A 15,849-nucleotide genomic window follows, 5' to 3' on the forward strand; every position below is an offset into this window, starting at 1 on the left:
GACTCGGACAGGACGTCATCTGCGTCGGCTCCGGTACGGGGTGCCTGTCCCCGGCGCTCTGGTGGGCTCAGGTGGTGAACGCAAGCCCTGCTGCGGCGTGTGCGCGCTCTGGTGCAACGGCGGCGAGCGCTGCACACTGACGGGGCGACAGCAGCCCGGGTAGCGCACGCACGACCGTCAGCAGGGGGATGCCGATGGAGTACGTACCGATCCTGCGTGGCAAAGCGGGCGAGTTCATCGCCCTGCGCAACACCAGTGCCGACGTGCAAGCACACATCCGCCCGCTCCTCGAAGTCCACCCCGACCAGCGCCTGGCCGACGTCGTGCGGACCTTCGCCAGACACCCGGCGAGCACCTGCCGGGCAACCTCACCGTGACCGTCGACTGCGGGCAACTCTGGCAGCACGGCGTCGTGGGAACCGGCTTCCGCGGCCACGCCATGCGCTGGCTCAGCGACGCCTTCGGCGACTGGCTCCACACGCTCATCCCCGCATTCCGCACCACCGATCCGGCCGGCTCCCTTGACGAGATACGCCAGGCCCAGCTCGCCCATGGCGCGGGAGGTTGCCTGCGCATCGACCTGCACCACCTACCCGACGGCCCCCGGGCAATGACCGAAGACGTGCTCGATGCCCTTGCAGCCGTCGCGCTCGAGCCGCAGGACACCGACCTTCTCCTTGACGCCGGCTACCTCCCCGACACAGACACGGTCACTGCCCTCGTCCCACGAGCACTCGAGGTCCTGACCTGGGCACGCACACTGTCCTGGCGTCACATCGCCCTCGCCGGAGGGGCGTTCCCCCCGACACTGCGCCGCGTCACACCCCACGTCCTGACCGCTCTGCGCCGCTACGACCTGGACCTCTGGGAACACGTCGCCCGACGATCCGCAGGCCCGCCGCCCGATTTCGGCGATCACGGCGTCACACACCCCGACCCGCCGGCCGCTGTCCGCGTGCGAGCCGCCCCGGCCAACCTGCGCTACACCAGCGGCCGCCACTGGCACGTCGTCCGGGCCGTCGGCACGGCAGGCGTCGACACGCTTCGGCTGTGTCGCCAACTCACCCAGGCCGACGTCTGGCGCGACAGTCACACCGACCTGTCCTGGGGAGACGGTGAAATCCGAATCCGAGCCGTTGGTCTCGCGGACGGCCCCGGGGGCCCGAGCCAGCGGCGTGCCTGGGAGACCTCCCACCATCTCGCCGCTGTCACCCGGTCCATCGCAGAGCGGGGTAGGCCCTGATGGTGCCGCTTGCGCGTGGGGTGCCGCCGCCGGACGCGGTCCATGGGTCTCTCGCTCAGCCGTGGGCTCCCCGCACGCCCCTTGCTCCTTCCGTTCCGGGCATGACGAGAACGAGCAGGAAGAAAGCGGTCGGAGACGGCCTGGTGGCGAGCGTGCGGGTCGCCCTTGCGGTGGCGCTGCTGGGCACGGGGGAGTGGCCGGACGGCTGGCGCCGACGGGTGGGTCACGGCCTGGCCGGGCCGAGCGGCAACTGGTGGGTCGTCGGCCGCGGACCGTCTGCACCGTCATCGCGGAGGGCGGGGAGCGGCTCGCGGCCTGGTTGCACGAGCCCGGCGACGGCCCGGTGCTGGAGGGAGTGCGAACAACTGAATGGCACGGAAGTGGCCGACGGTCGCCTCGCCGCACGAGGAGACGACCGTCGCCGGTGTGGCCCCGACTACGAGCGCGGCTCGCCGGTCGGCGCCATGACCGCCCGGGCCAGGACGTGGTCCCGGATGACGAAGTGGAGCAGGGCGAGCGTGGACTGCTCGTTGACGCCGAGGCTGCGGACGGACTCCACGTCCAGCGCGTGCACGGCGGTGTAGTAGTGGTGCAGTCCGGTGCCTGCGGCCGGGGCGGCGCCGATGTAGCCGACGGTGCTGGCGTCGTTCTTCAACTGGAACGCCGCGCCGGGCAACTTCGCGTCGGGGGAACCGGAGCGGGCGGGTAGTTCGGTTACGTCGCCGGGCAGGTCGACCAGGCCCCAGTGCCAGAAGCCGCTGGGGGTGGGGGCGTCGGGGTCGATGATCGTCACGGCGAAGCTCTTCGTGCCGGCCGGGGCGCCGGACCAGGACAGCTGCGGTGAGGCGTCCTCACCGCCGGGGACGCCGAACAGGCCGCTGTAGTGCTGGTCGGCGTACGGTGCACCGTCCTCGCTGTCCGCACTCGTCACTGCGAACGATGCCATGCCCGGGTCGAGCTTGGCATAGGGGTTCACGGACATGTCTGCCTCCGTACGCGCCTCACCGGCCCCGGAGGGCGCGGGACTGGTGGTTGCGGCGCGCCCTGTATTCGAACGCCGTCGCCTGACACCAGTCAGGGCCGGCCGCGTCCGCAACGCAAGCAGACCTGCGCCGATCGGGCCCGAGCCTGTCTCGGACGCTGCTGCTCAGGCCTGCCGTCCGTGATGGCGTGGCCGGCATCCGCCGCGTCCACATACGGAGCAGGCCGTCGGCTCCTCGGCGTCGGCCGAACGCGTCATGGAGGATCAGCGACGCGGCGGATGAAGCGGGCGTGCTCGAACCGGTCCCACTCGTCGCGGTCGTCCTCCTCGTCCGGATACTCGCCCCGAGGCGAGCAGTGCGGCGGCGACTACACGGCCGTGCACGCGCTGGACGTGGAGTCGGTACGCGCGCTGGGCGTCACCGAGCAGTCCACGATCGCCCTGCTGCATTTCGTCATCCGGGGCCACGTGCTGGCCCGAGCGGTCATGGCCCCCACCGGTGAACCGCGCTCGTAGCCGATCCATGTGGCCGCCTCCCACCGGCCGTGGGGAGCAAGATCGGTACGCACCCTGACAGTGGAGGACGTAGATCGGCGTAGCTCGGTGGCCTGCCCCTCAATCAGGCTGACGCCTCGGTCGTCCTCCGTGGAAATCGTTGGCCGTCCGGCATGATTCGCCTACAGTCGCAGCGCCGGAGCCGCCGCCGTCCTCCTGGTGCTGGTCTGCGCCGCCCTGTGGCCGGACATCGGCAGCCCCGCCTGCCACGGCCAGCGCGGTGAGGCACAGGACGGTGCCGAGCACACCGGGGCGCTCACGACGGACCACGGGCCGTCAAAAACGCCGCCCGGGATCGGGCGCCAGGCGGCCGAGCATTTGGATCACGGTGATCTGCCGCTGCTTGTCGCCGGTCACCGCACTGAGGGCAGCCGCCCCCCGCTCGTCCACGGCGTCCTCCGGCTCGGTCAGGCCCAACCGGACCAGGTCGACCGCGTACTCGCGGCACCGGCCGTGCTCCGCCGCCGCCCGCACCGCTTCGACGTGGTCGATCCGGCCGGGGTCCTGGGCCCGCAGCAGCGCCGGCGTCGGCGGCGGGCCCAGCACCTGCTCGATCCACCCTGAAACGGCCTCCCGCGAGCAGCCCCGCTCCAGCTCGGACGCCGCCGCAGCGGCGAGCGCCAGGCGGATGACGAGTGTCGCGAACCAGGTAGCGGCCTGGTCCGGCGGGGTGGCGGAGCCGTCCGGCGGCATCACGGCCCGGTACAGCGCGGCCAGGTCATCAGCGTGCACGGCGGCGGTGACCGCGCTGGTGGCACTGGCAATGGCGCTCTGGTCCTTGGTCACGTCTGCCTTTCTACCCACGTCGCGGGAGGTCGCCAACTTACCGCCGCCGCACGGGGGAGCGGTGCGGATCGCCCATCTTTTCACCTCCGAGGGGGACTTGCCCTTGACACACGCGAAGGGATATCCAGGTCGCCTGGCTCGGCCGAGTATCCCGTCTTCGGGGGCGGCCGGTCAGACGAGACGGCTCCGGTCCGGCCGGCGGGGCGCTGCGGCCCCTGCCACATGGGAATCAAGCGGTCGCAGGCTCGAATCCTGTCGTCCCAACTGTGAAGTCGGCTGCGAGAGCGGATACTTGGGATACCAGGTGCCCCTTTTTCGGTTGCTGTGTCAGCTGGTGGTCGCATGGTGGTCGCCGGGCCACATCGGCCATTCCGCTGCCGGTTCATTTGTTCGTGCCTGCTGATAGGCGGGCAGTTGCCGATGGGGGCGTGGGCGTTGGCGCCAGGAGAGCTGGGCGTGGCAGGCGGGGCGTCCGTGGACGGCGCGGTCGGCGTTGCCGAGGAGCCAGGCGACGGCACCCGGCGACGGCGACGACGGCCGCGCGGGCGGCAAGGCGGGTGAGGTCGGCGTAGATGTTCGCGCTGGTCGACAGGGTGCGGTGGCGCAGGGTTTGGAGGTGATCGGCAGGTGGACGCTGGCGGCCTCGGGAAGCTGGTCATGAGGTGGCGTAGGTCGTGGAGGGCGATGCGGGGGACACCGGCCCTGTCGCGGAGCAGGTGGAAGCGGTCGGGGATGTTCTTGGGGTGCAGGAGGCGGCTGTGGCGGTGGAAGACGTAGCCGCCGCTGTCGGTGATGGTGCCGATGGCGCGGGTGTCGGCGCGGGCGTCGAGGGCTGAAGTGACGCGGTAGGGCGGCCAATGACCTGCGGGGCTCCCGAGAGGGTCGTTGAGATAGTTGATCATGCTGGCCCCAGCCCGCGGAGGATAGGGCTTTGTCCTCGCCCGGGGGCTGACTCCTCAGCGTGTGGTGAGGTGTTCGGGCTCCCGGTTCCCGTACTCGTTCTGTTGTGAGGTGCCCAGTCTCTCGGTGACCCATGAAGCACGGGGCGCGAGGTACCTTCATCGACCTACGCTTGTTTCAGGGCCAGCCGCGCGCCGGTCCTGGCAGCCCGCGATCGGCGCGGACGGGGCCGGGCAGGCGGGTCCCTGGCGAGGAGGCCGTTATGACCGCCACGGCCAACCGCGGCGAGATCGAAGCCGACATCAAGGAGACCCTGGGCCTCGTGCCGCACTTCTTCCAGAGCATCCCAACCGAGCTTCTCGGGCCGGAGTGGGAGATCTTCAAGAGGATCGAGCTCGGCGAGACGCTGATTCCCAACAAGTACAAGGAACTGATCGGCGTCGGGCTGCACGCCGAGACGAAGTGCCGCTACTGCAGCCTGTTCCACACCGAGGCCGCGAAGCTCTTCGGCGCGACGGATGAGGAGATTCAGGAAGCCGTCCACTACGCGAAGGCCAGTCTGGCGGCCCGTCCAGCATGGCGTTCCGGCAGGCCGGTCACAAGCTGCACAGCGCCATGGCGGTGCTCGAGTGGTGCCTGCGCGCTCGGGGCGAGCCGGCCGGCCGGGCGTGAGCGTCGCCGCCCCGGTCGCCGGGGGTCAGGTCACCGCGGTCGGGGTGCCACGGCGGCGGAGCCCTGCGCACCGCGGGCGGCCAGCCTGCCGGCGACCCCGTCCGCGAGCAGCAGCAAGGCGGCGGTCACCAGCGCGGCCATGTGTTCGTAACCCGCCAACTCCGGGTCCATCGCCGTGATCGCGGCCGTCAGCAGTACCACGCCCAGCGCGGTCCAGCGCGCCCCGAAGCGCCAGGCGACCAGCAGGCCCAGCCCGATCACGGCCGCCGACGGCCCGGTGTCCCGGACCTGGGCGAATGCGGCGGGCAGGTGGAGCAGGTGGCCGGGCGGCCGGGACACCCCGAAGCGCGCGTAGCAGGTGCCCACCAGCGAGCAGGCGTACCCGACGGCGAGCGTGCGCCACGGGCCGAGGGTCAGCTCGGCGATCGCGAAGACCACGAACACCTGGGCCAGCGCCCCCCAGACCGGCAGGCCCAGGGCCGGCACGAATATCGAGACCGGGAAGCGCAGCCGCGCGACGTCCCACGGCTCGGTGGCCCGGACCACGCCTATCCGGGCGACGAAGGCCGCCCCGCCCGGGAACCCGTCGACCGCCGCGAACAGCAGCACCAGGCAGCTGGAGACCACGGTGAGGGTCAGTGCGGCGGCGCCCCTGGCCCGCAGCCGGGCGCGCGCCCGGCGGTAGAGCAGGCCCCACTCGCTCTCGGCCGCGCGTCGGATGCCGGGATGGTTCACGATAGTCCTCCAGTCCCGATCAGGAGTCGATGGCGGCCGCACACCGGTCCGCGGCACCGGCGTCCGGCCGACCGTCGGAGCCCGAGGTGCACGGCCGCAGCAGCGCGAAGTAGGCCAGGGCCGGTCCGGACTGCCGGATGACGTGCAGGCCGACGGCGTTGGCGTGGCGGGCCAGGGTCGCCGGGCGGATCTGGTGGCGGTCGAAGAACTCGCCGACGACCAGGCGACCGGTCGGCTTGAGGACCCGGCGCAGCTCGCTCAGGGCGGCGGGGACGTCCGGGATCTCGCCCAGCGCGGTGACCAGGTAGGCGGCGTCGAACGTGGCATCGTCGAAGGGGAGTTCGCGCGCGTCGGCCAGGGTGGGGACGATGGTGTCGAGGCCGGATCCGGCGGCCCGGCGCATCACGTGGTCGAGCATCTCCTGCTGGATGTCGACGATGTCCAGCCGGCCGTCGGCGCCGAGCCGGGGCGCCACCTGGAGCGACTGCAGCCCGGTGCCGGGACCGATCTCCAGCATCCGCTCGCCCGGCAGCGGCTGGAGCTGCTCGGCCAGTCGCTCCCAGGACAGGAACGGCAGCGGCAGGTCGAGCAGTCGGTGCTGCGCGTACGGGTACGGCGCGGAGTCGGTCACCCACCAGGCGGTGGCCGCGGCCGCGGCCGAGGCGCCCGCAAGGGCCCAGATGCCGGCCTTGCCGAACGGGGCGCGCAGGGATGAGGAGGGGTGGCGCATGGTTCTTCTCCAACGTTGGTCGTCGCGTGGGGCGGTGGTGGTGCCCGCTCAGTGGAGGTGGATGCCGCCGTTGGAGGCGGCCACGGTGAGGGAGGCCGACGCGCCGTCGGAGTCCGGCAGGTCGATCTGCGGCGCGGAGCTGCTGCGGGCGTCGATCCGGTAGCCGGTGTTCGAGGGCACCGCGAGGTCGACCGCGCCGTCGCCGGTCGTCATGGTGCACCGTCGGGCGGTGCGGTTTGAGGTATTGATCGTTCCACTCCTCGTTCTCGGGTAAGGCCGGTGGCCTTCACCGGTGGTTCGCGGTGGCACTGCGGAGTGGCGCACCCGCGCCGCCCCCACCGGCCATCTGCCGTACAGCCAACAGCAGTTCGGCCAGGTGGGGACACGTGGCCAACCCACCGAACCGGGGTAGGGATAACCCACCTGTCAGTCCCAGCCGTTGTTGCCGAGCCGGGGGGTGGCGTCGGTGGTGTCGGCCGGGGCGGTAGCGGCGCGCGGCTGCGCGGCGACGCTGACCGCGGATGCGATGGCGGGCGTGACGAGGGTGAGGGTGATTGATCGCCGCCGGTGCGGCGGCGGCCGCAGCCACGAGGTTGGCCCGGCGTGCGTGGGTGTTCATGCCGCTGTTCCCACGCATCGTGTGTGGAGAGTGATCCGCAGGCCGTGGTGTGCGAAGACTTGCTGCAGGCCGTGGCCGACCGCTGCGGCTCGGTACAGGCCGTCGCGGACCTGTTCGCCGGGCGGCGGTCCGGCGGGGCGAGCCCGGTCCGGGTTCGGTCGCCGTGGTGCCCGGCCTCGGCCCGGTCGGCCTGGGCGTCGTCGCGGTGCTCAAGGCGCGCGGCCACGGCCCGGTCGCCGCGGTCGACTTCTCGCCCAAGCGGCGGGCGCCGGCCGAGCGGCTGGGTGCCGACATCCTGATAAGCCCGGCCGTCGAGTCGCCCTACGACCGCTGGACTTCGCTCGGGGTGATCCCCGGGATGCTGGACCGGATGGCCGCGGAGTACCGCGGGCTGCCGGCCACCGACGTGGTGCCCTTCGAGTGTGTCGGCGCCCCCGGCGTGCTCGCCCGGGTCGTCGACGGCGCACCGGCCGAACGACGGTGGCGTCCCCGGGAGATCCCGGGGACGCCACCGTCGTTCGCGGCACGGGCGTGCTCAGTGGACCGTGATGTCGCCGCGCGTGGTCTTCACCACCACGCTGTGCGGCGCGTCCGTGGCGGTGTTCGGCAGCGAGACGCTCGGCGACGACCAGGAGCTCTGCACGTCGACGTGGTAGGTGGCGTCGTGGGGCACCTTGAGGTCGACCCCGCCGTATCCCGTGGTGACCTTCAGGGAGGCGGGTGCCGCCGTGAAGGAGGCGCTGACCGCGCCGTCGGTGGTCACCTCGGCGTTCGGGGCGCTGCTGTCGGCGAGGGTCACCGCGCCGCCCGAACTCCGCACGGTCAGCGGGCCGGACGACTGGTCCACCTCGACCCCGCCCAGCCCGGTGGTCAGATCCAGCCGGCCGGTCAGGCCCTTCGCCTGGATCCCGGCGTCCCCGGTGCTCACCTGCGCGGCCAGGCCGGCCGGCACCGTGATCCGCAGGTGCTCCGAGCAGTCGTCGGAGCAGCCGGCGGTGACCTTGACGTCCGACCCGGACCGGGTGACGGAGACCTGCGGGACATGGCCCGTGTAGCTGCCGCTCATGGCCACGGTGACCTGCGAGGAGCCGTCCTGACTCAGCGTCACGCCGAGTCCGTCGGCCTGGACAGTCACCTGGCCGGCGTCGGCCGCGTCCTGCTGCCAGTTGCCGCTGTACGGGTGGTGCGCCGGAAGCGAGGCGACCACGGCCCAACTGGCCTCGGCGACGACCACGACGAGGACGGCCAGCCCTATGAGGAGGCATCCGCGGCGCTTCATCGGTGTGGTACTGATCTCAAGCTCCCAGGTAGCGCAACACGGCGAGCACGCGGCGGTGGTCTCCCGCCTCCTGCTGCAGATCGAACTTCACGAAGATGCTGCGGATGTACTTCTCCACCGCCGCCGTGCCGATCACCAGGTCGGCCGCGATCCCCGCGTTGGAACGGCCCGCCGCCATCGCCGTGAGGACCTCGCGTTCGCGCGGCGTCAAGGTGGACAGCGGATCCCGCTGCCGGCTGCCGGCCAGCAACTGCTTGACCACCTCGGGGTCGAGGACCGTCTCGCCCGCGGCGACCCGGCGCAGCGCGTCCACGAACTCCTCGGCGTCCGACACCCGGTCCTTGAGCAGGTAACCGACCCCGTTGTCATTGGTGTTGACCAGGTCGATGGCGTAGCGCTCCTCGACGTAGTGGGAGAGCACCAGGACGCCGGTCTCCGGCCAGCGGGCGCGTACCGCCAGTGCGGCGCGCAGGCCCTCGTCCAGGAAGGTGGGCGGCATCCGGACGTCCGTCACACAGGCGTCCGGCCGGTGTTCGGCCACCGCGCGCAGGAGCTGCTCCCCGTCGCCGACCGCGGCGACCACCTCGATCCCCTGTTCGCTGAGCAGCAGTTCGATGCCCTGGCGCAACAGCGCGGAGTCCTCGGCCAGCACTACCCGCACGGCAATTCCACCTCGATCACGGTCGGTCCACCCACCGGGCTGCTGAGCCGGAACCGCCCGTCCACCCCGGACACCCGGTCCGCCAGGCCAGTCAGACCCGTGCCGGCCGCGAGGTCGGCTCCGCCACGACCGTCATCGCCAACCTTAACGTCCAATCGGGCGCCCTCCCGCCGGATCTGCACCCAAGCGCGGGTCGCATGAGCATGTTTGGCCACATTGGTGAGCGCCTCGGTCACGGTGAAGTAGGCGACCGCCTCGATGGTGGAGGAGGGGCGCGGCTCCACCAGGACGTCAAGGCGCACCGGCACCGGAGCCAGCGCGGCGACGGCGGAGAGCGACGCCGCCAGGCCGCGGTCGGTCAGCACCGGCGGGTGCAGGCCACGGGCCAGGTTGCGCAACTCGGCGATGGTGCTGAGGGTTTCCCGCCGGACGTCCTCGACCATCTTGTTGGTCTCGTGGTCACCGGACTTCTTCAACCGCGAGCTGGCCCGGCCCAGGGTGATCGACATCGCCACCAGCCGTTGCTGGGCACCGTCGTGCAGGTCCCGCTCGATCCGTTTGCGCTCCGCCTCGGCGGCGTCCACCACCCGGGCTCGGCTTTCCGTCAGGTCGTTGATGCGCTGCTCCAGTTCCATGCCGCGGGGCCGGGAGAGCAGTGCGACGGCCAGCGCGGTGTCCAGCGCCAGCAGGAGTTTGACGATCAGCGGGGAGACGACCGCGCCGACCAGCAGCGCCACCGCCGCGACGAGCAGCGCCCGGGGCAGGGAATCCACCACGAACGGTCCGAGCTGGGCCTGCCCGCCGGGCAGGCCCCGGTAGTAGGCCGGAAGCAGCACCAGGGTCAGCGGCACGGCCCAGATCAGTGCCACCCCGCCCACGGTCACCACCGCCACCGGCATCACCAGTACGAAGTAGCCGATCAGTCGCCAGGTGCAGGGGTTGTGGACGAGCGACTGCAGCGACTTGGCCAACCGCCACGAAGAGACCGGCGCCGGCAGCTCGTCGAGCTCCAGCCCGCAGGTCACGGCGAACCGAGTGCGCTCGACGGCGGCCAGCCGGAACAGCGCCCACCCCGCCGCCACCGTGAGCGGCAGGCCCACCAGGCCGGCCGGCGCCAAGCAGACGGCGACGGCCAGCACGACCAGCACGGCCAGTCCCGCCAGCGCCACCAGACCGTCGAGCGCCAGGTGGATCGACGCCCGCAACAGCACGGGGGAGGCCAGCGCGCGCAGCGGATTGCCCGGCACCACCTCGCGGGGTGGCCGGGCGTCCCTGCTGGCTCTGCCGGTGGCACGGCCGGCGATGTTCTCGGTCAACTGCTTCAGATCCGCTCTCGTGGGCAGTGCGGGCGGCGACCTGGTCACCGTCCGCGCCTCGCTTCGACAAGGGGACGGTACCCAACCCGACCACCCATCGGCAGCAAGGAGAACCCATCAGCGGGGGGTAGGGTTTACCCCCCGCCCGGCCGGTGGGTTCACGCTGCCGACCCGGCGCCGCCCGGTGCGGCATCGTGGGGACATGACCGATCGACACTCGAGCGCCGCCGGCCGCCCCCGCCCGGCCGGCAGGACCGACGACATCGAGCAGTTCCTCGCGCACCACGGGGACACCATCGACGACCGGGTCGCCGAGATCGTCGCCGAGATCGTCGCCGAGATCGTCGAAGAGGTCCTCGGCGAGCAGTTGAGGCGGCACCGGCGGGACATCGTGCTGCCGGTCACCGTCGCGCTGCTGACGGCCGCGGCCGTCTCGCCGGCGCTCATGTGGTGGAGCCCGTGGACAGTCCCCCTGGTGTGGGCCGCCACCTCCGTCATCTGCGTGTCGCTGTCAAAGACCGCCCGGATCCCGCGCCGCTCGTAACGGGCCGCGGGCGTCCGGGCCGCGACCGCCCCGGACGGACGGCACCGGCGGCGGCTACGCGGTCCCACCCCGCTCTCGGCCCACGGCCTCCTCGATGGCCCGCTGCCACTCACCGGTCAGCCGGGTCCGCCCGGACAGCTCGGTGGCGATCAGGTGCGCCCGCACGCGAGTGGGAGCACCCGCACGCGGGCGGAGAGCACCCGCACGCGGGCCGGAGGGCCGAAACGGCAGCGGGCCGTGGCGCGGATCCGCCTCGGCGGCCGGCGGCCTTCGACCACATCACACCGGAGTCGGACTCCTTGGTGATCGCGTTCCTGAGCCCCAGGAGCACAGGAGCACAGGGGCACGGCTCACCGAGCCCCGCAACTCCGCCGCACTGACGCGAGTCGGGCCTCGGCACCGTCGGCGAGGGAACGCACGAGCTGTGCGGCAGGCACGACCGTGTCGACCAGGGCCGCAGACTCGCCTGCGTACATCGCCATCGCCTCGATGTGTCCGCTGATGTTTCGGGTCGGCGGTAGCCAGGAGCGGCGCGGCACGGACGTCTCCCCGTCGGTGCCCTTCATCGTGCCGACCACGTCGACGCCGATCGCTTCGACAGCCTCGATCGCTGACACCAGTACCCGGGCGCGCGGTGACACCTCGCACAGCGGACAGGCATTGAACGCATCGGTGATGCGCGTGCTGTTCGCGCCCGCCGCGAGGATCGCGGCGACGTAGTCGGGATGCGCTGCCGATTCCTCCGTCGCGATGAATCGAGTCCCCATGCGCACGCCCGAGGCGCCGGCGGCGAGAGCGGCGGCGACGCCGCGCGCATCCGCGATGCCTCCGGCGGCGAGGACAGGCACGTCAACCGCGTCGAGCACCTGGCACAGCAGCGGCAGCAGGGGACTGTCGCCGCGGCAGTGACCGCCGGCCTCGACACCCTGGGCGCTGACCATGTCGGCACCGGCCTCGACCGCCGCTCGTGCCTCGGCCGCCGATCCGACCTGCCAGTTGACCAGCGCTCCGCCCCGGTGGGCGAGATCGACCAGATCCGGCCGGGGGGTGCTCCAGAAGAAGTCGACGATCGGTACGCGCGATGCAGCGTCGGCGACGGCATCGGCGTCGATGTCGTCGGTCAGGAAACTCACCGCGAGCACACCGTCAGTCTGTCCGCGCATATGGTCGAGACGCTGCCTGATGACCTCCCGCGCAAGGCCGAGGGTATTGATCGAGCCGATTCCACCCGCCTCGGCGACGGCCACCGCGAGGAGCGGTGAGGAGACCGTGCCCATCGGAGCTTGCTGAATGGGGACCGTGCATCCAAGGAGATCGGTGAGAGGTGTGCGAATCATTGATGGCCCTGCTCCTTGACGTCGGATTATCGCGCTTCGATTCCGGCGCCGCGCCCGTGATCACGGCCGTCCACGACTCCGTGGTGCGTCATCCCCCCGCCGCCGCGCTCGCCGCAGCGCCGCGCCCGCACAGAGGGCGCCGCTCATGCAACGTCCGGCCGACGGCCGAGGAGTCAGCACCCTGGGCGACGCGCCGTCAGCCGACTACTCCATCGGGCCGTCAAGGGTCGGGAGTACCTCGAGTTCCTGTAGGAGGCGGAGGAGGTCCTTGTCCGACCATTTCTCGACGAGCCGACCGTCCTCGATGCGGTGGATCACGGTGGCCGTCATTTCCACGGATTTGCCCGTAGCGGGAATGCCCGGGAGGTCACCCACCTGGGTGCCCCGGGCCGTCATCCGGGTGACCACCTTGTCGCCTTCCGCGATCTGGTCCTCGATCTCGTGGGTGCCCGGCGTAGCGGCCCAGAACATCCGGAAAGCCTCCTTCAACCCCTCCCGTCCGGGCCGGACCGGGAACGGCGGCGGCGAGTGGTCGACATAATCCTCGGCCACCAACTCGTCCATGGCCTCCAGGTTGCCCGCATCGATCTCCCGGTAGAAACGGCGGACCAGCCTCTTGTTCTCCTCGGCGGACACGGGCGCCTCCTGTGGTTCATCCCGGTGCACCCGGGTCGGCAGGATGTCGGAACGAGTGTGGCCGCCCTGCTTCGCTGGTCGGTTTCGGACTCGCAGCGGTCGCCTGGTTTCACTCGCACGCCACCGTCGGCCAGGCAGGGGCGGTCGGGGCAGCGGTCGGGCCCCGTCCAGGACGACGGGCTCTTCACGGTTCGTACGGCGTCGGTGAACGCCACGAGGGGGCTGTCGACCGGCCGGCCCCCCCGTGCACGTGCCGCACAACCGGGCCGACGCCGCATGCAACCCGACCGTGACCGCCTCGACGGACCGGGCCCTCAGTTTCGCCATCAACGAGTGGCTGTGATCAGCGCGTTCGAAGGTCGGACAGGATTTGGCAGTCGGACTTCCGTGCTCTTTCAGCCGGCATGGAGGATCCGGAAGCGATCGGGTTCCGCCGGGTCCCGATCAACGACTTGGATTGGTGCCCAAGCCCATTGCCGCACGCTGATGCCCGGCGTGCGGGAGAACCGGATCGGCCCGCGGGTGCCCTCGACCGCCACGCGCGCCCACGACTCGGCGATGGCCGCCCGGTTCGTGCCGTGGGAACGCAGCACCTCGGCGAGGACGGCGACGGTGTCCCAGCCTTCGAAGGCGACGAAGGAGGGCGCTTCGCCCAGCCGCTCGCGGAGCTCCTTGCCGACCCTTTCGCCGAGCGGACCGAGGCGCTCGGGCAGGTAGCGCAGGAACGGGATCCCGGCGCCGTCCTCGCCCAGCGCCGTGGCCCATTCGGCGAACTCCGGTTGACCGGCCGGTGCGCCGATCAGGACCTCCGCGAGCCGCCGGTCGCCCCGGACGGCCCTGACGATCGGTACCGCCGGCTCCGGATGGCCGACCAGCAGCAGGAGCGCCGTCGCGCCGTGGTCAACGAGCGCGTCGCACAGGGCCTCAGGGGTGAGCGCGTTCGCGTCGAGTGCGAGGACGCTGCCGCCGCGGGGAGCGAGGTGGTCCCGCAGGACGCGGGTCCCCGACGCCCAGTAGACGCTCGGCTGGGTCACCACGGCGATCCGACGCCGGCCCGCGCCGAGAAGGAAGTCTGCGTAGACCCGCCAGCCGTGGGACTGGGCGGGAGCCAGGCGCGCGACCCACTCCGTTGGCTCTTCGGTGAGCGCGTCGAGCACCGCGGACGAGCAGAGGAACGGCACGCCGAGGGCGTCGGCCCGGGCGGCGGCAGCGCGGGCGACCACGCTGTGGTACTCGCCCGCCACGGCGGCCACGCCCAGGCCGGCCAGTTCGTCCACCGCCGCCGCGGCCCGCTCCGGATCGGCCGCGGTGTCCCGGACCACCAGCTCCAGTGGCCTGCCGTGGACCCCGCCGGCGACGTTGACCTCGCGAACGGCCAGGTCGAGTCCTGCGAGCAGGTGCCGGCCCGCCTCGACCCAACCGGGCCGCGTCAGCGGGACGAGGGCACCCAGGCGGACGGGTGACCCGTCTGCCTGGTCCGCTCCGGACGGCGATGGTGGCGTGTTCATCGGGTGGCGTCTCCCCTGGGACGATGCGGTCGCGGTCCGCCCGGGTCGCGCGCCGGCCGGTGCCGGCGGTTCGCGTTCATCACGTCTCGCCGCGCTGGGTGCGCCCGGGTGATCATGCCGGTCATTGGATCAACCACCATCGCCGACAGGCAACCGACCATTTGTTCGCTGAGCTGCCAAGCCTCATCGTCATCGGCACCAGCAGGGCCTGCACCTCAGAGGTCACTTCTGACACACGCCCAGCCGGTTCCTGGCCCGAGAGCGTCCTGACGTGCCAGGTCACGGATTCCGATGTCGAGACACGCTGGAGCAGCTCCTCCGTACGGAGGTCGTATCGATTGGCGTCGGCTCTGCCCGTAGTCCCGGGGACGTACACGGGGTAGCCGCCAGACCGATGACCGACCCGACCTGGCCGGCACCTCCGGCCTGGACCAGCTGGCCCTGGTCCAGGGCAGCTGGCCGACCACCGCGAACGAGATCGTCCTGTCCGCTGGGGCAACAGCGGCGCGACCGTGATCGGCGTGCCGACGGGGGACCATACGCTGGTGGACACCACCACCGGCGACCTGTTCTGGACCAAGCTGGAGCTGCTCCACGGCCGTTGGTACCAGAACCCCGGCGAAGCCGTGATCAACGACTACCTGGCCTCGACGGCCGGGATGCACGTCGGCGACACCGTCACCGTGACGCAGGACAACAGGCGACTGCCGCTGCGGATCGTCGGCATCGACTTCGACGCCAGCGGCGACGGGGTCGTGATGACCGACAATGCCACGTTCACCGCCGCCGTACATCACCCAGTTCAACGTCAAGCTGGCCGACAACGTCAGCGGCCCGGACTGGTCCGCCTCGGCCACCCCCGCGCTGACCCCGCTGCACGCCGAAGCCACCCCGAACATCACGTACGACAACGTGACGGTGCTCCCCATGAGCGCCCTGGTGGCCGCCGACATCCTCGGTGGCGCGGAGCAGGTCGATGAGGTCCGTGTCGTGCACGACTGGTCGTACGACATCGAGGTGTTCTCCGCCGACCGCTTCTTCCTCCGCGGTGACGCCGCATGCTTCACTGGCCTGCGGGACCCCGCCGCACTGCGGTGTTCAAGTGGTGCGAAGGCGCGGTTGAACGGCCGCGGCGGTGATCGTCGAGGATTGATTCATCGTCAGGGCCTGCACCATAGTGAGTGGGCCGAATGTGTGGGAACGCGGTGCGAGTGGAACGCGGAATTACCCATCCGGCTTGATGCGGTATTCACGGCGGGTTCCCACCGGGCCGGTCCGCACGGTGCCGGCCGCCCGGTCACAGCTTTGTCTCAGAGGAGCTGGGCTCATTTCGGCATGCCCTGACG

Annotated in this window: 17 protein-coding genes and 1 pseudogene; 7 read left to right on the forward strand and 11 right to left on the reverse strand. The window is 71.5% G+C overall.

Annotated elements, in window-relative coordinates:
• Positions 1 to 194: 194 nt before the first annotated feature.
• Both LN042_RS30900 and LN042_RS30905 read left to right on the forward strand, forming a co-directional pair.
• Positions 195 to 377 (forward strand): beta family protein, encoded by a 183-nt coding sequence (locus LN042_RS30900; RefSeq protein WP_230054730.1) that lies wholly within the window; start codon positions 195 to 197, stop codon positions 375 to 377.
• Positions 374 to 1,243, forward strand: a complete 870-nt coding sequence (locus tag LN042_RS30905; RefSeq protein WP_230054731.1) for a beta family protein — start codon at positions 374 to 376, stop codon at positions 1,241 to 1,243. The genes LN042_RS30900 and LN042_RS30905 overlap by 4 nt, the downstream gene beginning before the upstream one ends.
• 436 nt (positions 1,244 to 1,679) lie before the next feature.
• Here LN042_RS30905 and LN042_RS30910 read toward each other — a convergent pair whose 3' ends face one another.
• Positions 1,680 to 2,225 carry a YbhB/YbcL family Raf kinase inhibitor-like protein gene (locus LN042_RS30910; protein ID WP_230054732.1) on the reverse strand — a complete coding sequence of 182 codons (546 nt, stop codon included), beginning with the start codon at positions 2,223 to 2,225 and terminating at the stop codon, positions 1,680 to 1,682.
• A gap of 378 nt (positions 2,226 to 2,603) precedes the next feature.
• Here LN042_RS30910 and LN042_RS30915 point away from each other — a divergent pair, with 378 nt between their 5' ends.
• Positions 2,604 to 2,741, forward strand: coding sequence for a YbhB/YbcL family Raf kinase inhibitor-like protein (locus LN042_RS30915; RefSeq protein WP_230054733.1), 138 nt, complete (start codon positions 2,604 to 2,606; stop codon positions 2,739 to 2,741).
• Between the two features lie 315 nt (positions 2,742 to 3,056).
• Here the strand turns inward: LN042_RS30915 and LN042_RS30920 are convergent, their stop codons facing one another.
• Entirely contained in the window at positions 3,057 to 3,566 is a 510-nt protein-coding gene (locus tag LN042_RS30920) for a hypothetical protein (RefSeq protein ID WP_230054734.1), read from the reverse strand.
• Positions 3,567 to 4,240: 674 nt separating this feature from the next.
• Here LN042_RS30920 and LN042_RS30925 point away from each other — a divergent pair.
• The gene (locus tag LN042_RS30925; protein ID WP_230054735.1) at positions 4,241 to 4,402 is read left to right on the forward strand and encodes a hypothetical protein; all 162 of its coding nucleotides are present in this window, start codon (positions 4,241 to 4,243) and stop codon (positions 4,400 to 4,402) included.
• A gap of 326 nt (positions 4,403 to 4,728) precedes the next feature.
• Positions 4,729 to 4,953 (forward strand): annotated as a pseudogene (locus LN042_RS38135) (hypothetical protein); the annotation flags it as partial.
• Positions 4,954 to 5,168: 215 nt separating this feature from the next.
• On the opposite strand, the gene LN042_RS30935 reads toward LN042_RS38135, so the two are convergent.
• The 6 genes from LN042_RS30935 to LN042_RS30960 form a co-directional block, all read right to left on the reverse strand.
• On the reverse strand, positions 5,169 to 5,873 hold the full coding sequence (locus tag LN042_RS30935) for a hypothetical protein (RefSeq protein ID WP_230054737.1): 705 nt from the start codon (positions 5,871 to 5,873) through the stop codon (positions 5,169 to 5,171).
• A gap of 19 nt (positions 5,874 to 5,892) precedes the next feature.
• On the reverse strand, positions 5,893 to 6,603 hold the full coding sequence (locus tag LN042_RS30940; protein WP_230054738.1) for a class I SAM-dependent methyltransferase: 711 nt from the start codon (positions 6,601 to 6,603) through the stop codon (positions 5,893 to 5,895).
• 48 nt (positions 6,604 to 6,651) lie between these two features.
• Positions 6,652 to 6,816 (reverse strand): hypothetical protein, encoded by a 165-nt coding sequence (locus tag LN042_RS30945; RefSeq protein ID WP_230054739.1) that lies wholly within the window; start codon positions 6,814 to 6,816, stop codon positions 6,652 to 6,654.
• Between the two features lie 941 nt (positions 6,817 to 7,757).
• Complete coding sequence (locus LN042_RS30950) at positions 7,758 to 8,501, reverse strand: DUF4097 family beta strand repeat-containing protein (RefSeq protein WP_230054740.1); 744 nt, start codon at positions 8,499 to 8,501, stop codon at positions 7,758 to 7,760.
• 16 nt (positions 8,502 to 8,517) lie between these two features.
• Positions 8,518 to 9,162, reverse strand: a complete 645-nt coding sequence (locus LN042_RS30955; RefSeq protein WP_230054741.1) for a response regulator transcription factor — start codon at positions 9,160 to 9,162, stop codon at positions 8,518 to 8,520.
• A complete protein-coding gene (locus LN042_RS30960; RefSeq protein ID WP_230054742.1) occupies positions 9,153 to 10,478 on the reverse strand; it encodes a sensor histidine kinase in 1,326 nt (441 codons plus the stop codon). The genes LN042_RS30955 and LN042_RS30960 overlap by 10 nt, the downstream gene beginning before the upstream one ends.
• A gap of 202 nt (positions 10,479 to 10,680) precedes the next feature.
• On the opposite strand from LN042_RS30960, the gene LN042_RS30965 reads away from it, so the two are divergent.
• On the forward strand, positions 10,681 to 11,022 hold the full coding sequence (locus LN042_RS30965; RefSeq protein WP_230054743.1) for a hypothetical protein: 342 nt from the start codon (positions 10,681 to 10,683) through the stop codon (positions 11,020 to 11,022).
• A gap of 350 nt (positions 11,023 to 11,372) precedes the next feature.
• Here the strand turns inward: LN042_RS30965 and LN042_RS30970 are convergent, their stop codons facing one another.
• The 3 genes from LN042_RS30970 to LN042_RS30980 all read right to left on the reverse strand — a co-directional run bounded on the left by LN042_RS30970 (position 11,373) and on the right by LN042_RS30980 (position 14,503).
• Positions 11,373 to 12,359 (reverse strand): NAD(P)H-dependent flavin oxidoreductase, encoded by a 987-nt coding sequence (locus LN042_RS30970; protein ID WP_283843965.1) that lies wholly within the window; start codon positions 12,357 to 12,359, stop codon positions 11,373 to 11,375.
• 204 nt (positions 12,360 to 12,563) lie between these two features.
• Entirely contained in the window at positions 12,564 to 12,995 is a 432-nt protein-coding gene (locus LN042_RS37870; protein WP_230054745.1) for an ester cyclase, read from the reverse strand.
• Between the two features lie 395 nt (positions 12,996 to 13,390).
• Positions 13,391 to 14,503 carry an ABC transporter substrate-binding protein gene (locus tag LN042_RS30980; protein ID WP_230054746.1) on the reverse strand — a complete coding sequence of 371 codons (1,113 nt, stop codon included), beginning with the start codon at positions 14,501 to 14,503 and terminating at the stop codon, positions 13,391 to 13,393.
• A gap of 768 nt (positions 14,504 to 15,271) precedes the next feature.
• Between LN042_RS30980 and LN042_RS30985 the strand changes: the two genes are divergently transcribed.
• Positions 15,272 to 15,847, forward strand: coding sequence for a hypothetical protein (locus LN042_RS30985; RefSeq protein WP_230054747.1), 576 nt, complete (start codon positions 15,272 to 15,274; stop codon positions 15,845 to 15,847).
• The last annotated feature ends 2 nt before the right edge of the window (positions 15,848 to 15,849 follow it).

Source organism: Kitasatospora humi (genome assembly GCF_020907985.1).
GTDB lineage: Bacteria > Actinomycetota > Actinomycetes > Streptomycetales > Streptomycetaceae > Kitasatospora > Kitasatospora humi.